12 protein-coding genes and 1 pseudogene are annotated in these 16098 nt (G+C 72.7%); 4 read left to right on the top strand and 9 right to left on the bottom strand.

Annotated elements, in window-relative coordinates; all coding sequences use genetic code 11:
• Positions 1-134: 134 nt before the first annotated feature.
• Both ACIQUT_RS25765 and ACIQUT_RS25760 read right to left on the bottom strand, forming a co-directional pair.
• Positions 135-1784, bottom strand: a complete 1650-nt coding sequence (locus tag ACIQUT_RS25765) for a cation acetate symporter (RefSeq protein ID WP_403566016.1) — start codon at positions 1782-1784, stop codon at positions 135-137.
• Entirely contained in the window at positions 1781-2146 is a 366-nt protein-coding gene (locus ACIQUT_RS25760) for a DUF485 domain-containing protein (RefSeq protein ID WP_385677959.1), read from the bottom strand. The genes ACIQUT_RS25765 and ACIQUT_RS25760 overlap by 4 nt, the downstream gene beginning before the upstream one ends.
• Positions 2147-2403: 257 nt before the next feature.
• On the opposite strand from ACIQUT_RS25760, the gene ACIQUT_RS25755 reads away from it, so the two are divergent.
• Positions 2404-3945, top strand: coding sequence for a S8 family serine peptidase (locus tag ACIQUT_RS25755; RefSeq protein ID WP_403566014.1), 1542 nt, complete (start codon positions 2404-2406; stop codon positions 3943-3945).
• A gap of 75 nt (positions 3946-4020) precedes the next feature.
• Here the strand turns inward: ACIQUT_RS25755 and ACIQUT_RS25750 are convergent, their stop codons facing one another.
• Genes ACIQUT_RS25750 through ACIQUT_RS25740 form a run of 3 tightly spaced genes read right to left on the bottom strand, consistent with a single transcriptional unit; the run spans position 4021 to position 6732 of the window.
• Positions 4021-5064, bottom strand: a complete 1044-nt coding sequence (locus ACIQUT_RS25750; RefSeq protein ID WP_403566012.1) for a zinc-dependent alcohol dehydrogenase family protein — start codon at positions 5062-5064, stop codon at positions 4021-4023.
• 19 nt (positions 5065-5083) lie between these two features.
• Positions 5084-5842 (bottom strand): lysoplasmalogenase, encoded by a 759-nt coding sequence (locus ACIQUT_RS25745; RefSeq protein WP_403566011.1) that lies wholly within the window; start codon positions 5840-5842, stop codon positions 5084-5086.
• Positions 5839-6732, bottom strand: a complete 894-nt coding sequence (locus ACIQUT_RS25740; protein ID WP_403566009.1) for a sterol desaturase family protein — start codon at positions 6730-6732, stop codon at positions 5839-5841. Before ACIQUT_RS25740 ends, ACIQUT_RS25745 begins: the two co-directional genes overlap by 4 nt.
• A gap of 101 nt (positions 6733-6833) precedes the next feature.
• Here ACIQUT_RS25740 and ACIQUT_RS25735 point away from each other — a divergent pair, with 101 nt between their 5' ends.
• Positions 6834-9920 (top strand): NACHT domain-containing protein, encoded by a 3087-nt coding sequence (locus ACIQUT_RS25735; protein WP_403566007.1) that lies wholly within the window; start codon positions 6834-6836, stop codon positions 9918-9920.
• 22 nt (positions 9921-9942) lie between these two features.
• Here ACIQUT_RS25735 and ACIQUT_RS25730 read toward each other — a convergent pair whose 3' ends face one another.
• Genes ACIQUT_RS25730 through ACIQUT_RS25715 form a run of 4 tightly spaced genes read right to left on the bottom strand, consistent with a single transcriptional unit; the run spans position 9943 to position 14155 of the window.
• Entirely contained in the window at positions 9943-11169 is a 1227-nt protein-coding gene (locus ACIQUT_RS25730; protein ID WP_403566005.1) for an amidohydrolase family protein, read from the bottom strand.
• Complete coding sequence (locus ACIQUT_RS25725; protein WP_403566003.1) at positions 11166-12458, bottom strand: amidohydrolase family protein; 1293 nt, start codon at positions 12456-12458, stop codon at positions 11166-11168. Before ACIQUT_RS25725 ends, ACIQUT_RS25730 begins: the two co-directional genes overlap by 4 nt.
• Positions 12459-12468: 10 nt before the next feature.
• On the bottom strand, positions 12469-13353 hold the full coding sequence (locus tag ACIQUT_RS25720; RefSeq protein WP_403566001.1) for an SDR family NAD(P)-dependent oxidoreductase: 885 nt from the start codon (positions 13351-13353) through the stop codon (positions 12469-12471).
• A gap of 1 nt (position 13354) precedes the next feature.
• The gene (locus tag ACIQUT_RS25715; RefSeq protein ID WP_403566000.1) at positions 13355-14155 is read right to left on the bottom strand and encodes an acetoacetate decarboxylase family protein; all 801 of its coding nucleotides are present in this window, start codon (positions 14153-14155) and stop codon (positions 13355-13357) included.
• 147 nt (positions 14156-14302) lie between these two features.
• On the opposite strand from ACIQUT_RS25715, the pseudogene ACIQUT_RS25710 reads away from it, so the two are divergent.
• A pseudogene (locus ACIQUT_RS25710) lies at positions 14303-14926 on the top strand (TetR/AcrR family transcriptional regulator); the annotation flags it as partial.
• A 140-nt stretch (positions 14927-15066) separates the two neighbouring features.
• On the top strand, positions 15067-16044 hold the full coding sequence (locus ACIQUT_RS25705) for a DEDDh family exonuclease (protein ID WP_403565998.1): 978 nt from the start codon (positions 15067-15069) through the stop codon (positions 16042-16044).
• Positions 16045-16098: the final 54 nt, after the last annotated feature.

Genomic DNA, 16098 nt, shown 5'->3' with positions numbered 1-16098 from the left:
AGCGCTGCGATCGAGCCTACGCGAGACAGGCGGCGGGGCGGGATACCCGTTCGAACCAGAGACGGCGTGGCCGTGTCGTACGGACGTACGACACGGCCACGCTGCGTACGCGGTGCGTTCACCCGGGCGGGGTGTCAGTGGGCGCCGGTTCCGGTGAGGGAGCGGACCTCCAGCTCCGCGAACTTCTCGGGGTCGGCCTTCTCCTTGGACAGGACGGTGCCCAGCCAGCCCAGCAGGAAGCCCAGCGGGATGGAGACGATGCCGGGGTTCTCCAGCGGGAACCAGTAGAAGTCGGCGTCCTTGAACATCGACGTGGGCTTGCCGGAGACGACCGGGGAGAACAGCACCAGGACGACCGAGGAGACCAGGCCGCCGTAGATCGACCACAGCGCGCCCCGGGTGGTGAAGCGCTTCCAGAAGAGGCTGTAGAGGATCGTCGGCAGGTTGGCGGAGGCGGCGACCGCGAAGGCGAGGGCGACGAGGCCGGCGACGTTGAGGTCGCGGGCCAGCGCGCCGAGGAAGATGGCGACGGCGCCGATCACGACGGTGGACCAGCGGGCCGCCCGGACCTCTTCCTCCTCGGTGGCGTTGCCCTTGCGGATCACGTTCACGTACAGGTCGTGGGCGAAGGACGAGGACGAGGCGAGGGTGAGCCCGGCGACGACGGCGAGGATGGTGGCGAAGGCGACGGCGGAGATCACGGCGAGCAGGATCGCGCCGCCGGTGGAGCCGGCTCCGCCGCCGAGTTCCTGGGCGACCAGGGGGGCCGCGGTGTTGCCGGCCTTGTTGGAGGCGATGATGTCGGTCCGCTTGAGCAGGGCGGCGGCGCCGAAGCCGAGGGCGATGGTCATCAGGTAGAAGGCGCCGATGATGCCGATGGCCCAGTTCACGGACTTGCGGGCGGCCTTGGCCGTGGGAACGGTGTAGAAGCGGATCAGGATGTGCGGCAGGCCCGCGGTGCCCAGGACGAGGGCGATGCCGAGGGAGATGAAGTCCAGCTTCGAGGTGGAGTCCTTGCCGTACTTCAGCCCCGGCTCCAGGAACTTCGCGCCCTGGCCGCTGTTCTCCGCGGCGGTGCCGAGCAGGTCGGAGATGTTGAAGTTGAACTTGAGCAGCACCAGGAAGGTGATCAGCAGGGCGCCGGCGATCAGCAGCACCGCCTTGATCATCTGGACCCAGGTGGTGCCCTTCATGCCGCCGACGGTCACGTAGACGATCATCAGGACGCCGACCAGCGCGACCACGGCGACCTTGCCGCCGTCGCTGGTGATGCCCAGCAGCAGCGAGACGAGCACGCCCGCGCCCGCCATCTGGGCGAGCAGGTAGAAGATCGACACCACGATGGTGGAGGTGCCGGCGGCGGTGCGCACGGGCCGCTGACGCATCCGGAAGGCCAGGACGTCGCCCATCGTGTAGCGGCCCGAGTTGCGCAGCGGCTCGGCGACCAGCAGCAGCGCCACGAGCCAGGCCACGAGGAAGCCGATGGAGTACAGGAACCCGTCGTAGCCGAAGAGGGCGATGGCGCCGGCGATGCCGAGGAAGGACGCGGCGGACATGTAGTCGCCGGAGATGGCGAGGCCGTTCTGGAAGCCGGTGAACTGGCGTCCGCCGGCGTAGAAGTCGGCGGCGCCCCGGGTCTGGCGGCCCGCCCAGACCGTGATGATCAGCGTGGCGACGACGAACAGGCCGAAGAGGGTGATGATCAGCGGCCGGTGCTCGCCGGCACCGGCCGCGGCCGTGGTGTGCGGCGCCGCGGCCGCCGCGAGGTGCAGCGTGCCGCTCATGCGCCGTTCTCCATCCGCGCCTTGATGGCCTCCGCCTTCGGGTCGAGCTTCTCGGCCGCGTGCCCCGCGTACAGCCAGGCGATGAGGAAGGTCGTCGCGAACTGGCCGAGGCCGAGGACGAGGGCGACGTTGATGTTGCCGAAGAGCTTGGTCCCCATGAAGCCGCCGGCGTAGTTGGACAGCAGGACGTAGAGCAGGTACCAGGCGATGAAGGCGACGGTGAGCGGGAAGGCGAACGAGCGGTGGGAACGGCGCAGCCCGGCGAACTCGGCACTCTGCTGGACGGCGACGAACTGCTCGGCGGTGGGGCTGGCCGTGGACGTTCCCGCGCTGCCCGGCGGCGGCGCTGCTTCGGTGGTCACGGGGGGCTCTCCTTGTGACGCTGGTGCGGTGGGGACGGACAAATCAACCTCCGTGCGGGGGGACGGGCGAACCGGGGCCCCCTGACAACGGCACGGACGGGAGGCCGGGACGGTTCAACGTCCCCGAATTCTTTGGAAACTGATTTCTCGAACTGATGGCGGAGAGGCGAACACCGGCACTAGGTTCACCTGTCATGAACCCGTCGTCCTGCGCGACCGCGCGCGGACGACTTTTTCACGGATGATGTGGAGAACCCATGGCTCATCTGGGATCCGGCCGCCGGCGCCTCGCCGTACCGGTCGGCCTGGCGCTCACCGCCTCGCTCGCCTTCCTGCCCTCGGTCGCGGCCTCCGCCGCCCCGCTGGGCACCACGGCGGACACCGCCGCGGCGGCGAAGGCCGACACGACCGGCCCGAAGCTGTCGTACGTGGCGAACCTGACCGCGTACGGGACGGCGAAGCAGGCCAAGAAGGCCATCGAGGCCGCCGGCGGAACGGTGGTGACGGCCCATGAGCAGATCGGCGTGGTCGTCGCGCACTCCCAGAACCCGGAGTTCGCCAAGACGCTGCGTGCCCAGCGCAGCCTGTTCGTGTCGGTCGGCGCCACCCGCACGGCCCCCCTGCAGGCGGTGCAGACCACCGACGAGGGCGCCACGCAGAAGCTGAGCGCGGCGGACGCCGCCAAGGCCGCCGCGGCGGCCCAGGCGGATCAGGAGCCGCTGGAGCCCAACCAGTGGGACCTGCGGACGATCAAGGCCGACCAGGCTCACAAGATCAACGATGGCAGCCAGGACGTCACCGTGGGTGTCATCGACACGGGTGTCGACGACACCCACCCGGATCTCGCGCCGAACTTCTCCCGGGCACAGTCGGCCAACTGCGTCGGCGGTGTCGCCGACACCTCCGAGGGCGCCTGGCGCCCGTACCCGGACGGCAGCGACCACGGCACCCACGTGGCCGGCACCATAGCCGCGGCCCGCAACGGCATCGGCATCAGCGGTGTCGCCCCGGGCGTCAAGGTCGCCGGCATCAAGGTGAGCGAGCCCGGGACCAGCCTCTTCTACACCGAGGCGGTCGTGTGCGGCTTCATGTTCGCCGCCGAGAAGGGGATCGAGGTGACCAACAACAGCTACTACGTCGACCCGTGGCTCTACAACTGCAAGTCGGACAGCGACCAGGGCGCGCTGGTGGAGGCCCTCTCCCGGGCCACCAAGTACGCCGAGCGCAAGGGCGTCCTCAGCGTCGCCTCGGCCGGCAACTCGAACCACGACCTGGCGGCGGACTCGATCCTCGACGACTCCAGCCCGAACGACACCACCCCGGGCCCGCGCACCATCGACCCGAAGGTCTGCCTGGACCTGCCGACGCAGCTGCCCGGCGTGGTCACGGTGAGCGCGACCGGCGACAAGGGCTTCAAGTCGTACTACTCCAGCTACGGCCTCGGCGTCGTCGACGTGGCCGCCCCCGGCGGCGACAAGTACCAGGTCCCGGCCACCCCGGACGCCAACGGCCGCGTGCTGTCGACCGTCCCGGGCGGCGGCTGGGGCTACAAGCAGGGCACCTCGATGGCCGCCCCGCACGCGGCGGGTGTCGCCGCGCTGCTCAAGAGCGCCCACCCGGAGGCCTCGCCGGCGCAGCTCCAGCGCCTGATGAAGGCCCAGGCCACCAAGGCGGACTGCCCCGCGCAGGTGTACGACGCCACGGGCGCGCTGGTCGACGCCACCACCTGCTCGGCCAAGTGGGGCCAGACGGGCTACTACGGCTACGGCGTGATCGACGCGCTCAAGGCCGTCAAGTAACCGCCTGCCGGCGCCGGTGACACGGGGGCCGGCCGGGGAGCGATCCCCGGCCGGCCCTTCCGCTGTCCGGGGGCGTCAGGGCTTGATGATCACCTTGAGCGCGGTGCGGTCGTCCATCGCGCGGTAGCCGTCCGGGACCTCGTCCAGGACGACGCCGCGGTCGAAGACGGGCGCCGGGTCGATCGCGCCGCTCAGCACGTCCTGGAGCAGCTCCGGGATGTACGCGCGCACCGGGGCCACACCGCCGCGCAGGCTGATGTTGCGGTCGAACATCACGCCGAGGTCGAGGCCGGTGCCGCTGCCGTGCGGGACGCCGACGTAGCCGATGGCGCCGCCGTCGCGGGTGATGCCGACGGCCGTGCGCATCGACTGCTCGGTGCCGACCGCCTCGATCACGGCGTGCGCGCCCTGCCCCCCGGTGAGCTCGCGCACGGCGGCCTCCGCGGCCTCGCCGCGCTCGGCGACGACGTCCGTGGCCCCGAAGAGCTTGGCGATGTCGGTACGGGCCGCGTGCCGGCCCAGGGCAATGATCCGCTCGGCGCCCAGCCGCTTCGCCGCCAGGACACCGCACAGGCCGACCGCGCCGTCGCCGACGACGGCCACGGTGGAGCCCTCGCGGACCCCGGCGCCCACTGCCGCGTGGTGCCCGGTGCCCATCACGTCGGACAGGGCGAGCAGCGCGGTCAGCAGGTGGTCGTCGGAGGCGGCCTCGGCGGGCAGCTTCACGAGGGTGCCGTCGGCGTGCGGGACGCGGACGGCCTCGCCCTGGCCGCCGTCGTGGCCGACCGAGCCCCAGAACCCGCCGTGCACGCAGGAGGTGAACAGGCCCTCGGAGCAGTAGTCACAGGTCCCGTCCGACCACATGAACGGCGCGACGACCAGGTCGCCGGTGCGCAGCCCGGCCACCTCGGAACCGGTCTCCTCGACGATGCCGAGGAACTCGTGGCCGATGCGCTGGCCGGGCTGCCGCGCCGACTCGCCGCGGTAGGCCCACAGGTCGCTGCCGCAGATGCAGGCGCGCAGGACGCGGACGACGGCGTCCCCGGGATGCCGGACGGCCGCGTCGGGCACCTCCTCCACGCGTATGTCGTACGGGGCGTGGATGACGGTGGCGCGCATGCTGGTACTGCCCTCCGGGTCAGGGGTCGGTGCGCATCCGGCCGTCGTCGGCCGGTGCGGCTGCCCTACCGTACGCCTGCCCGGTCGCGGCGAGCGCACCGGTGGTCAGCAGGTACTGGGCCGCCGCGTACGTGGCCATGATCCAGAAGTCGGGGCGGGGCAGCTGGGGCCAGTCGGCGACCCCGCTCGCGATGAGCGAGTCGGACAGCAGGAACAGCGCCCCGCCGATGCCCGCGCGCAGGCCGAACACGCCCGCCCGGCAGGCCATGGCGGTGAGCAGCAGGCTGTAGCAGGCGACCGGGATCCGCAGGTCGGCCGGCAGGTCGCCCCACAGCAGCCCGACGGTGCCGAGCAGGGCGGCGGCGTAGCCGGCCGCCAGGGCGGGCTGGGTCCGGCCCCGTCCGAAGAGGACGAGGTAGCAGACGTGCCCGGCGGCGAAGGAGCCCATGCCGACGAGGAAGGCGGGCTCGGCGTCGAAGAGCAGGGCGAGGTCGCCGCCCCAGCCGAAGGCCAGGGCCGCGAGCAGCAGGCGGGGGGCCCGGCAGGTGACGGCGTAGGCGATGAGCAGCGGCATCAGCAGCGGCTTGAAGAGGACGTGGCCGGGGTACCAGGCGGCGAGCAGCGATACGAGGTCGGCGGCGGTGGCGGCGGCGAAGGCGGCGAGCAGGACCCGGCCGGCGGTGGCGCGGGCGCCGGAGGCAGCCCCCGCACCCGCACCCGCACCCGCGCCCGTGCCGTGGGAGCCCGGTCCCGCTGCCGCGGAGGCGGCGGCGCTCATGCGGCCCGCTCCGGGGCGGCCGTCGCGGCCGGGGCCTCGGCGGCGGAAGCGGCGGCGGCAGGGGCGGGCTGCCAGCCGGGGCCGCGGAAGACCCGTCCGGCGCGCTCGCGCCAGCTGCGCGCGGCGCGCACGTCGCGGGCGATGGCGGCGTACTCGTGGGTGGCGACGCGCAGCGGGTTGTACGTGCCGATGTTCTTCGTCAGCCCGAAGACGGGCTTGGCCTCCTCCGGGACCCAGGAGCCGAACATCCGGTCCCAGATGATCAGGATCCCGCCGAAGTTGCGGTCCAGGTAGCCCCCTTGGGAGGCGTGGTGGACGCGGTGGTGGGAGGGGGTGTTGAAGACGTACTCGACGGGGCGGGGCAGCTTGTCGATGCGCTCGGTGTGGATCCAGAACTGGTAGAGGAGGTTGACCGAGTAGCAGAAGGCGACGGCCGCCGGGTGCACGCCGAGGGCGATCATCGGCAGGTAGAACGGCCAGGAGGTGCCGCTGGTCCACGGCTGGCGCAGGGCGGTGGTGAGGTTGAACTTCCGGCTGCTGTGGTGGACCACGTGGCAGGCCCACAGGATCCGGATGACGTGGTGCCCGCGGTGCTGCCAGTAGTAGAAGAAGTCCTGGGCGAGCAGCATCAGCAGGAAGGTCCACCACAGGAACGGCACGCGCAGCGGGGTCAGTTCGTAGACCGCGGTGTAGATCGCGACGACCGGGATCTTCCACAGGAGGTCGAAGAAGATACTGCCGATGCCCATGGTGAGGCTGGTGACGGCGTCCTTGGTCTCGTACCCGGCGGCGTCCTCGTCGGGATGGATCCGGTAGCTCACCACCTCGATCACGGTGAGCAGGACGAAGGCGGGTATGGACCACAGCACGACATCGGGCAGATTTGGCATGGGCGCACCTTAGGGCGAGTTCCGGGGTGCCGCTAGGGGTTGTTACCGATCAGTATCCGACGGGGTTACCCCGGGTACAAGGGGCAGAAGGGGGAGGATGCGTGGCAGGGCTGGAGACGGCCGTCCTCCGGGCGGCGAGCACGGCGGCGGGCCTGCTGTGGAAGGCGCGGCTCGGGCAGGTGCCCGGAGCGGGCCTCACGGACCGGGCGGTACGGCCGGCGCCGCGCTGGCGCCGGCCGGCGGAGCTCGGCGAACCGGAGCTGCGCCGGCTCGCGGAGCAGCTCGCCGACCGGCTGGGCGCGGCTGCGTCCCGGCTGCCGGAGCACGAACGGCTGGCCGCGCTCGACGCGGTCGCCGACGCCTTCGCCGGACCGGGGCGGCTGGACGCCGACGCCCTCTTCGCCGCGGACCTCGACCCGGCCGAGCTGGCGGCGAGGCTGCCCGTGCCGCCCGGCGCGGGCCTGAGCCCGGCGGCCGAGGCCGTGTGCCGGGACCTGATCCGGCTGGCCTGCGTCCACGCCGTGGAGTACCTGACCACCCTGCCGTCCTTCGGGGCCCGCGCCGAGGTGGAACTCGTACGCCGCACCGGCGCGTTGCAGCGTACGGTGGACCGGCTCGCCGACCGTGCCGACGGGGCGGCCCACGCCTTCGAGGAGCGGTACGCGCGGTACGTGGCCGACACCCACGGGCGGCTCCGCCTGTTCGGCCTGACCACCGGCCGGCGGCAGGAGGAATGGCCGCTGGACCTCGCGTACATCAGCCTCGCGGTGAGCGGCGAGCAGCAGCCGATGCTGCCCGGCGAACCGGGCGTGCACCGGACCACCGTCAAGGCGGAACAGGCCCTGGCCGCCGAGGACCGGGTGCTGCTGCGCGGACCGGCGGGCTCCGGCAAGAGCACCCTGGTCCAGTGGCTGGCGCTGAACGCGGCCCGGCAGAGCGGCGGCCCGTGGTGGAGCACCTGCGTCCCGTTCGTGCTGCGCCTGCGCGCGTTCACCACCGCCGAGAACCTGCCGCTGCCCGAGGAGTTCCTCAAGGCCTCGGGAGTGCCCCTGTCGGCCCCGCCCGGATGGGTCGAGGACCTGATGCTCAGCGGCCGGGCCCTGGTCCTGGTGGACGGCGTGGACGAGGTCCCGCAGCGCCTGCGCAGCCGTACGGAGGCCTGGCTCCGCTCCCTCGTCTCCGCCTTTCCGAAGGCACGGTACGTGGTGACCACCCGCCCGTCGGCGGTCCCCGAGGACTGGCTCGCCGGGCAGGGCTTCGTACCGCACGCACTGCTGCCGATGGAGCGCGAGGACGTGGGGGCGTTCATCGCGCACTGGCACACGGCGGCGCGCGCGGAGACCGGACCGGCCGGGGAGGACCTCGACACGTACGAGGCCGCCCTGCGGGAAGCGGTCTCCGCCCGCCGGGACCTGGGCCGGCTCGCGACGAACCCGCTGATGTGCGCCCTGCTGTGCGCCCTGAACCGGGACCGGCGGATGCAGCTCCCCCGCGCCCGCAAGGAGCTGTACGACGCCGCGCTCGACATGCTGCTGGTCCGCCGGGACACGGAGCGGGAGATCGCCGGGGTCGAGGGGGTCGACCTCACCCGGGACGAGCAGATCGTGCTGCTCCAGCGGTTCGCGTACTGGCTCATCCGGAACGGTCAGGTCGAGGCGGGCCGGGACGAGGCCGTCGAGCTGATGGAGGAGTGGCTGGAGGGCATGCCGCAGGTCCGCGAGCAGGCGGACGCCGAGCAGGTGTTCGCGCACCTGCTGATCCGCAGCGGGCTGCTGCGCGAGCCGGTGCCGGGCTCGGTGGACTTCGTCCACCGGACCTTCCAGGACTACCTGGGCGCCAAGGCGGCCGTGGAGTCACGGGACTTCGGCGTGCTCGTGAAGAACGCGCACGACGACACCTGGGACGACGTGGTCCGCATGGCCGTGGGCCACGCCCGCCCCGACGAGCGGACCCGCATCCTGCGGGGGCTGCTGAAGCGCGCGGACAAGGTCAAGGGCGCCCGCAGCCGCCTGGTCCTGCTGGCCGCGGCCTGCCTGGAACACGCCCCGGAACTGGACCCGACCCTCCGCCGCGACATCCAGACCCGCACCGCCGAACTGCTGCCGCCGCGCACACCGGAGCAGGCGGAGGAGCTGGCCAAGGCCGGGGAACTGGTGCTGGAGCTCCTGCCGACGCCGACCGACGACCCGGGCGAACCGGAGGCAGCGGCCACCATCCGCACGGCGGCCCTGGTGGGCGGGGAGCGGGCGGTCGCCGTGATCCGCCGGTTCCGCGAGGACGTACGCCCCAAGGTCGTCACGGAACTGGACTCCTCCTGGGGCCAGTTCAAGGCCGGCGAGTACGCCGAGGCCATACTCGCCGGCGCGTCGCTGGGCAAGGGGGTACTGACCCTGCGGACGCAGTCGCAGCTGGACTGCCTGGCAGCGCTCCCGCAGTTCGACCGCCTCCGGCTGTACGGCATCCAGCGGGTGCCGCCCGAAGTCGCCGCCCGCCGCGGCCTGAAGATGCTGTACGTGCTCGACTCGCCCGAGCTGACCGACCTCGGGCCGCTGGCCGACCGCCGGGAGCTGGAACACATCGGCCTGACCAACTGCACCGCGCTGTCGGACCTGGGCCCGCTCGGGGAGCTGCCGCTGAAGAACCTGTTCACGTTCGGCAGCCACCGAGTGGGCCTGGGGGTCCTGGAACGCCTGTCGGAGCTCTTCTCGCTCGGCCTGGCCACCACCGGCGGCCACCGGTCGGTGGGCGAGTTGCCGGGACGGCAACAACTCACCAGCCTATGGCTCTACGAGGGGGCGGAAGACCTGTCCCTGGACGGTCTGGAGCGCTGGCCCGGCCTGCTGTACCTGAGCCTCGCGGGGAGTCGGCAGGCCGAGGAGCTGCGTGCGATGGCCCGTCTGCCGGACCTCACCTCGTTCCAGCTCCTCCACCACCACGCCTTCGACGCCGAGGACCTGCTGCGGTTCCCCGGCCTGACCAATCTCTTCTTCGCCGATTGCCGGTTCGCCACCGGGGTCGCGGCCCTGAAGGAGCTGACGGGGCTAACCACCCTCTCGTTCAGTGCGTGCGGCACGGTGGACCTCACCCCCCTCGCGCAGCTACCGGAGCTGACTGTCCACGTGTATCGGGACACGAACGTGCGCGGCGCCGAGCTGTTCCCGCCGGAACGGATCAAGGTGTTCCCGTAACCCGCCCCGGCGGGAGCCCGTGTCACCAGACCCGGACCGAGCCCCCGCGGGCGAAGGCCGGGCTGGTGGCGTCCGGCGGGGGCTGCGGCAGGGGCTCGGCGATCTCCGCGACCGTCGGGCCGTGTTTCGCCGCGAGCGCGTCCAGCAGTGCCAGGTCGAAGCCGTAGACGCGGGCCGCGTTGCCGCCGGCCATCGCCGCGACCTCTTCCCGCGGGAGGCCGGCGTACGCGATGCGCAGGCCCTCGCGGGAGTAGGGGGTGGTGCCCTCGTCGTGGGGGTAGTCGCAGCCCCACATGATCTTGTCGAGGCCGATCCGGTGGCGCAGCGGCACCTCGTGCGGGCGCATGAAGCTGGCGCCCACGAAGCAGTTGTCCCGCCAGACCTCGCTCGGGCCCTTGCCCATGGCTTCGGCGAGCCCCGCACCGAATTTGGACTCTGCGGTGGAAGTGGAAGCAGCCGCCACCAGTCGGCCGTGGTAGTAGTCCAGCATGTCGAGCACGCCCGGGATCCAGCCGGAGCCCTGCTCGGTCAGGACCAGTTTCAGGCCGGGGTGGCGGCGGAAGGCGCCGCCGAAGACGAGGTGCCACAGGGCTCGGTGGGAGAACCAGGTGGTCTCCACCATGAAGACCGCCCGGGCGGCCGGCTCGTCCCCCAGCGGCGGCGAGGCGGAGCCGCCGTGGTGGTTGACCGGGACGTCGAGTTCGTCGCAGACGGCCCAGATCGGGTCGTAGGCCTGTGCGTACAGTTCCGGGACGCCGCTGCCGGGCGGGGCTCCGGGGAGCAGGATGCCGCCGGTCAGGCCGGCTTCCTTGGTGCGGCGGATCTCGCGTACGGCCTCGTCGACGTCGTTCAGGAGGATCTGGGCGACGCCTGCGCGGCGGCCCGGCGCCTGCGTGCAGAAGTCGGCGAGCCAGCGGTTGTGTGCGCGCAGGCCGGCCCAGCGCTGTTCGAACTCGGCCCGGGTCGGGGCCGGGGCCATCAGGGAGGCGCTGGGGAAGAACGGCGGGATGGTGTTGGGGTACACCACCTCGGCGACGATGCCGTCGGCCTCCAGTTCGGCCAGCCGCCGGTCGGAGTTCCAGTTGCGGTCGGCGGTGTCGGCGAGGAGGTCCTCGTACGGGTTGACGTAGTCGGCCGCCCAGGCGTCGAAGGCGTCGTGGTGCTTCTTCTCCAGGTACGGCCTGTAGTCGAGCAGGTCGGCGCCCGCGTGGCAGTCGGCCGAGATGACCGTGTAGCGGTCGCCGTTCACGGATTCACCCCCAGGACCGGGAAGTCGTTGCCGGTCAGCCAGTGCCGGCCGGTCTCGCGGGAGCGGGACCAGGACGCTTCGGCCGCCGCCTGGTCCGGGGACTGGCCCAGGTCGGCGGGGGTGGGGCCGATGCGGCGGGCGGTCGGGGCGAGTTTCTCCGTGTCGAAGCCGAAGACCTCGGCGGCCGCGAGGCCCAGCATGCGGCGGGTCTCGGCGACGGGGATGTCGTGGAAGGTGTCGCGGAGCCACTGCCGGGTGGCGGGCCAGGTGCCCTCGGGGTGCGGGAAGTCGGAGCCCCAGAGGATGTTGTCCACGCCGATCTCGTACCGCTGGGCGAGTTCGCGCCGCTTGGTGTTGGTGGCGCAGATGAACACCTGGCGGTCGAGGTATGCGCTGGGCGGCCGCTTCAGCTCGGCGAACGGGGAGAGCTTCTTGCCGCCGTGGGCGCCGAGGTAGAGCCGGTCCATGAACCACAGCTGGTTGGGCAGCCACCAGCAGCCGGCCTCGGCGACGCCGAACTTGAGCCCGGGGTGCCGCTCGAAGGCGCCCGACCAGAGCAGGAACCACAGCGGCCGGGCCGGCCACCAGGTGACCTCGGAGACGTAGATGCCGAGGTGGTCGCCGTACTCGTGGCGGGGTGCGGCCCCGGAGTGGGTGACGACCGGCATGCCCGTTGCGGCGGCGGCCGCCCAGACCGGGTCGTAGCGGCGGTCGTGGTAGGGGGCCTTGTCGACCCACATGGAGGGGATCATCAGGGCGCCGAGGCCGGACTCCTTGGCCCGGTGGATCTCGGCGACGACCTGGTCCGGCTCGGCGGTCACGGGCAGCAGGGCGACGCCGCAGTGCCGCTCGGGGTGCTCGGAGACGAACTCGGCGAGCCAGCGGTTGTGGGCCCGGGCGCCGGCCATGCCGAGGTCGGGGTCCTGGTCGCCGGAGAGGCCGAGGCCCACGCCGAAGGGGGCGGCGGTCCGGCTGTCCACGGCGTCGGCGTCGGGGAAGACGACTTCGGCGGCCACCCCGTCGCCGTCGAGTTCCTTGAGCCGTTGGCCGGTGTCCCAGCCGCCCTTGAGGCCTTCCTCGTGGTCGTGGAACCACTGGGCGGCGAAGGCCTCGTTGCGGATGCCGAGGCGGGTGGCCTCCTCGCGGCGGGCGTCGCGCTGGCCGAGGAACTCGTCGAACGCGCGGTGGAAGCGGGAGTCGAGGTAGGGGCGGTACTGCTCGGTGGGCAGTCCGGCGTGGCAGTCGGAGGAGATGATCAGGTACGGGTCGTCGTACGCGCTGTCGTCCAACGGTGGCTCCTCAGTCGAGGATGAAGCTCTCCAGGTAGGCGGGGTCGGCGCGGTCGAGCATGGACTGCGACCGGGCCCGGATCTGGCGGTCGCTGTGCTCGCTCGGCGGCAGCATCCAGAAGCGGCCGGCCCGGATCCCGTCGACCACGTGTGCGGCGACCTCCTCGACGGGGGTGAAGCGCACCTCGTGGCCGGCGGCCCGCAGGGCGGCCTCGTACTGGTCGAGGGTGCGGTACGGGGTCTTCCGCGGGCGCTGTTTGGCGTACCGCTCGGGGCGGTTGCGGTGGGACTCCCACAGTCCGGTGCGCAGCATGTGCGGTCCGGGGAAGAGGACGGAGGCGCCGATGGGCGCGCCTTCGGCCTTGAGGTGGGCGTAGAGGGACTCGGTCAGGGTGACCACGGCCGCCTTGGTGACGGCGTAGACGGAGGCGGTGGGCAGGGGGGCGATGCCGCCGTCGCCGGAGGAGGTGTTGACGATGTGGCCGGGGGTGCCGGCGGCGATCATGCGGGGGACGAAGGCCTGGACGCCGTGGAAAACGCCCCAGACGTTGACGGAGAAGGCCCACTGCCAGTCGGCGGGCTCGTGCTCCCACATGCGGCCTTCGGCGCCGGAGCCGACGCCCGCGTTGTTGCAGAGCACGTGGACGGCGCCGAAGGCCTCGTACGCGGTGTCGGCGAGGGCGAGGACGGCGTCGCGGTCGCCGACGTCGACGCGGACGGGGAGCACCTCGGCGCCCTCCGCGGTGAGCTCGCCGGCGGCCTTGTGCAGGGCGGCCTCCTCCACGTCGGCGAGGACGACCCGGAGGCCCTCGGCGGCGAAGCGGCGGGCCATGGCGAGTCCGATGCCTCCGGCTGCTCCGGTGACGACGGCGGTCTGGCCGGTTTCGAGCCGCATGTCACGCACTCCCCTCGGGCGGCGGGCCGTCGAAGGCCTGTTGGGGGTCGTCGTAGCGCTGGTGGAGGTAGGGCAGGAGGGCCTGGGCGCTGACCCGTTCGACGGCGCGGCCCTGCTGGTCGGTGGTCTTCTCGCCGATGGTGATCTCGACGATGCGGCGGACGGCGAGGTCGGCGACGGGGTCGAACATCGACTCGCGCAGGACGACGTCACCGGTGACGTGCTCCAGGGTGCGGACCTTCTCGTTGCGGGTGCAGTGCACGAGCACCGGGTCGTCCTCGAAGCCGGAGCCGTCCACCGCGGGCAGGAACTTGAAGTAGAAGTCGGTCCTGCGGGCCGGTGCGGGCGGCGGCAGCTCCCGGTCGACCGCCCCGCGCACCTCCACGAAGGCGATGCCGTGCCGGGCGAGCGAGGCCCGTACGACGAGCCCGTCGCGCTCGACGGTGACCTCGCCCAGCTTCTTCGGCTCGCCGAAGACCTCGCGGCCGCCGGTCAGGGCCCGCTCGTGGGTCATGGGCATGATGAGCGGGTACCAGCCGTCGACCCCGCCGTGCCGGGCCGCGACCGCCACCGATCCGGCGCCCAGGGGGTGGCCGGTCAGGTCGACCCTGCTCATGGCGGCCCGGACCAGGGGCCGTTCGGCGGGCTTCAGCGGGGGCGGCAGGACCGCCGCCACCACGTCGGGATCGCTCTCCCAGACCGCCACCACACCGGTGGACCAGATGTCGGGGAGGCTGGAACTCCTCGCGCGCGAGGCCGCGATCTCGGCCTCGGTGCGCGCTCCGTACCGTACGCGTGCCATGGCTCGCACCACCCTTCCGGGGATCCCCCGGACGAAGGCCCGGGGACAGGTTCTGTAACACAGTTACACCGCCCCCGATGAAGGGTAAAGACCGCCGCATGCAGTGAAATTGACGGTCCGACAGATTGCGATGGGAGGCGGCCGCCCATGGCCAGGTCCGTGCTCACCCGCGACGAGGTGCTGGAGGCGGCCGCCCGCCTGGTCACGCAGCACGGCCCGGGCGCCCTCACCATGCGCCGGCTCGCCGCCGAGCTGGGCACGGCGGTGACCTCCATCTACTGGCACGTCGGCAACCGCGAATCGCTCCTCGACGCGCTCGTGGAGCTCACCGTGCGGCAGATGGGCGCGATCCGGCCGACCGGCCGGACCCCCGCCGAGCGGGCCGTCTCCGTGGCCCGGGCCCTGCGCCGCGAACTGCGCGCGCACCCGCACCTGGTCGCGATGGTGCACGAGCGCGGGCTCACCGACCGGATGTTCCTGCCCGCCCAGCGGGCGCTCGTCCGCGAGGTGCATGCGGCGGGGCTGCGCGGGGCGCGGGCGGCGGACGCGGTCCGGGCCGTGCAGTTCCAGGTGGTGGGCTTCGTCCTGGTCGAGCGGAACCGGGAGCGCTCCCCCGCCCAGTCCCCGGCCGAGGGCGAGCTGTGGGACCTTCAGGCCGCCGGGGACCCGGCCCTGTCCCGGGCCCTGGCCCGCCCCGCGGACCCGGAGCGGCTGTTCCTGCTCTCCGTACGGGCCCTGGTGGCGGCGCTGCTGGGGCCGGGCGGGGGCGCCGGTCCGGACGCGGGTCCGGGTGCGGATCCGGGTGTCGGTCCCGGCACCGGTCCGGGTGCGGGCGGCCGCGGATCGGGCCGTCCGCGGCCGGATTCCGCCCCCGGCGGGGGGCGGGCTGTCGGTACGGGCCCGTATCCTCTGTGACCATGCTCGACGACCGTACGACCGCAGAGACGACGTGGCCGACCGCCTACCCGACGGGGTACGCGGTCGTCGACGTGGAGACCACCGGGCTCGCGCGCGACGACCGGATAGTCTCCGCGGCCGTATACCGGCTCGACGCGCGGGGCAACGTGGAGGACCACTGGTACACGCTGGTCAACCCGCAGCGGGACCCGGGCCCGGTGTGGATCCACGGCCTGACCAGCGAGATGCTGCAGGACGCGCCCCTGTTCAAGGACATCGCCGCGGAGTTCGCCGAGCGCCTCGCCGACCGGGTGCTGGTCGCCCACAACGCCATGTTCGACTGGCAGATGATCGCCCGGGAGTACGCGCGGGCCGAAGGGGCCGCGCCGGTCCGTCAGCGGCTGTGCACCATCGCCCTGTCGAAGGAGCTGGCCCTCCCGCTGCCCAACCACAAGCTGGCGTCGCTCGCCGCGCACTTCGGCGTGGTCCAGCAGCGCGCCCACAACGCCCTGGACGACGCCCGCGTCCTGGCGGAGGCGTTCCGCCCGTCGCTGCACGCCGCCGCGCAGGGCGGGGTGCGGCTGCCGCTGCTGGAGTGCCGGCCGCTGACGGAGTGGTCGGACTCCCCCGTCACCGCGCGGATCGGCCACCAGGCCTCGTACCGCGGCAGCAGCTGGCGGCCCGCGCGCAAGCGCCCGCCGTGCCCGCACCCCAACCCGGGGCGCTACGAGGACGGGAAGCCGCTGAAGCAGGGCATGCGGGTCGCCTTCTCGGGCGACACGTCGGTCGACCGCGAGCTGCTGGAGGACCGGGCGGTCGAGGCGGGTCTGCACGTGGCGACGAGTGTGTCGCGTCTCACGAGCCTGCTGGTGACGAACGACCCGGACTCGGCGACCTCGAAGACCGTCAAGGCGAAGTCCTACGGAACGCCGGTGGTGGACGAGGCGGCCTTCACCCAGCTGCTGCGGGACGTGGCTGCGGCAGACGGGTGAGCATCGGGCGACTCGCCCGGCGCCCGCTTCCCCGGCCCGCCCCGCGGTCCCACC

It is taken from the genome of Streptomyces sp. NPDC090445 (assembly GCF_044769385.1).
Lineage (GTDB): Bacteria > Actinomycetota > Actinomycetes > Streptomycetales > Streptomycetaceae > Streptomyces.
The sequence above is the reverse complement of the archived record's forward strand: the minus strand, read 5'-3'. Positions and strand labels throughout refer to the sequence as shown.

Coding starts and splice junctions, on each gene's coding strand:
- ACIQUT_RS25765 (WP_403566016.1), bottom strand. CDS start 1,784: ATGAGCGGCACGCTGCACCTCGCGGCGGCCGCGGCGCCGCACACCACG.
- ACIQUT_RS25755 (WP_403566014.1), top strand. CDS start 2,404: ATGGCTCATCTGGGATCCGGCCGCCGGCGCCTCGCCGTACCGGTCGGC.
- ACIQUT_RS25750 (WP_403566012.1), bottom strand. CDS start 5,064: ATGCGCGCCACCGTCATCCACGCCCCGTACGACATACGCGTGGAGGAG.
- ACIQUT_RS25745 (WP_403566011.1), bottom strand. CDS start 5,842: ATGAGCGCCGCCGCCTCCGCGGCAGCGGGACCGGGCTCCCACGGCACG.
- ACIQUT_RS25740 (WP_403566009.1), bottom strand. CDS start 6,732: ATGCCAAATCTGCCCGATGTCGTGCTGTGGTCCATACCCGCCTTCGTC.
- ACIQUT_RS25720 (WP_403566001.1), bottom strand. CDS start 13,353: ATGCGGCTCGAAACCGGCCAGACCGCCGTCGTCACCGGAGCAGCCGGA.
- ACIQUT_RS25715 (WP_403566000.1), bottom strand. CDS start 14,155: ATGGCACGCGTACGGTACGGAGCGCGCACCGAGGCCGAGATCGCGGCC.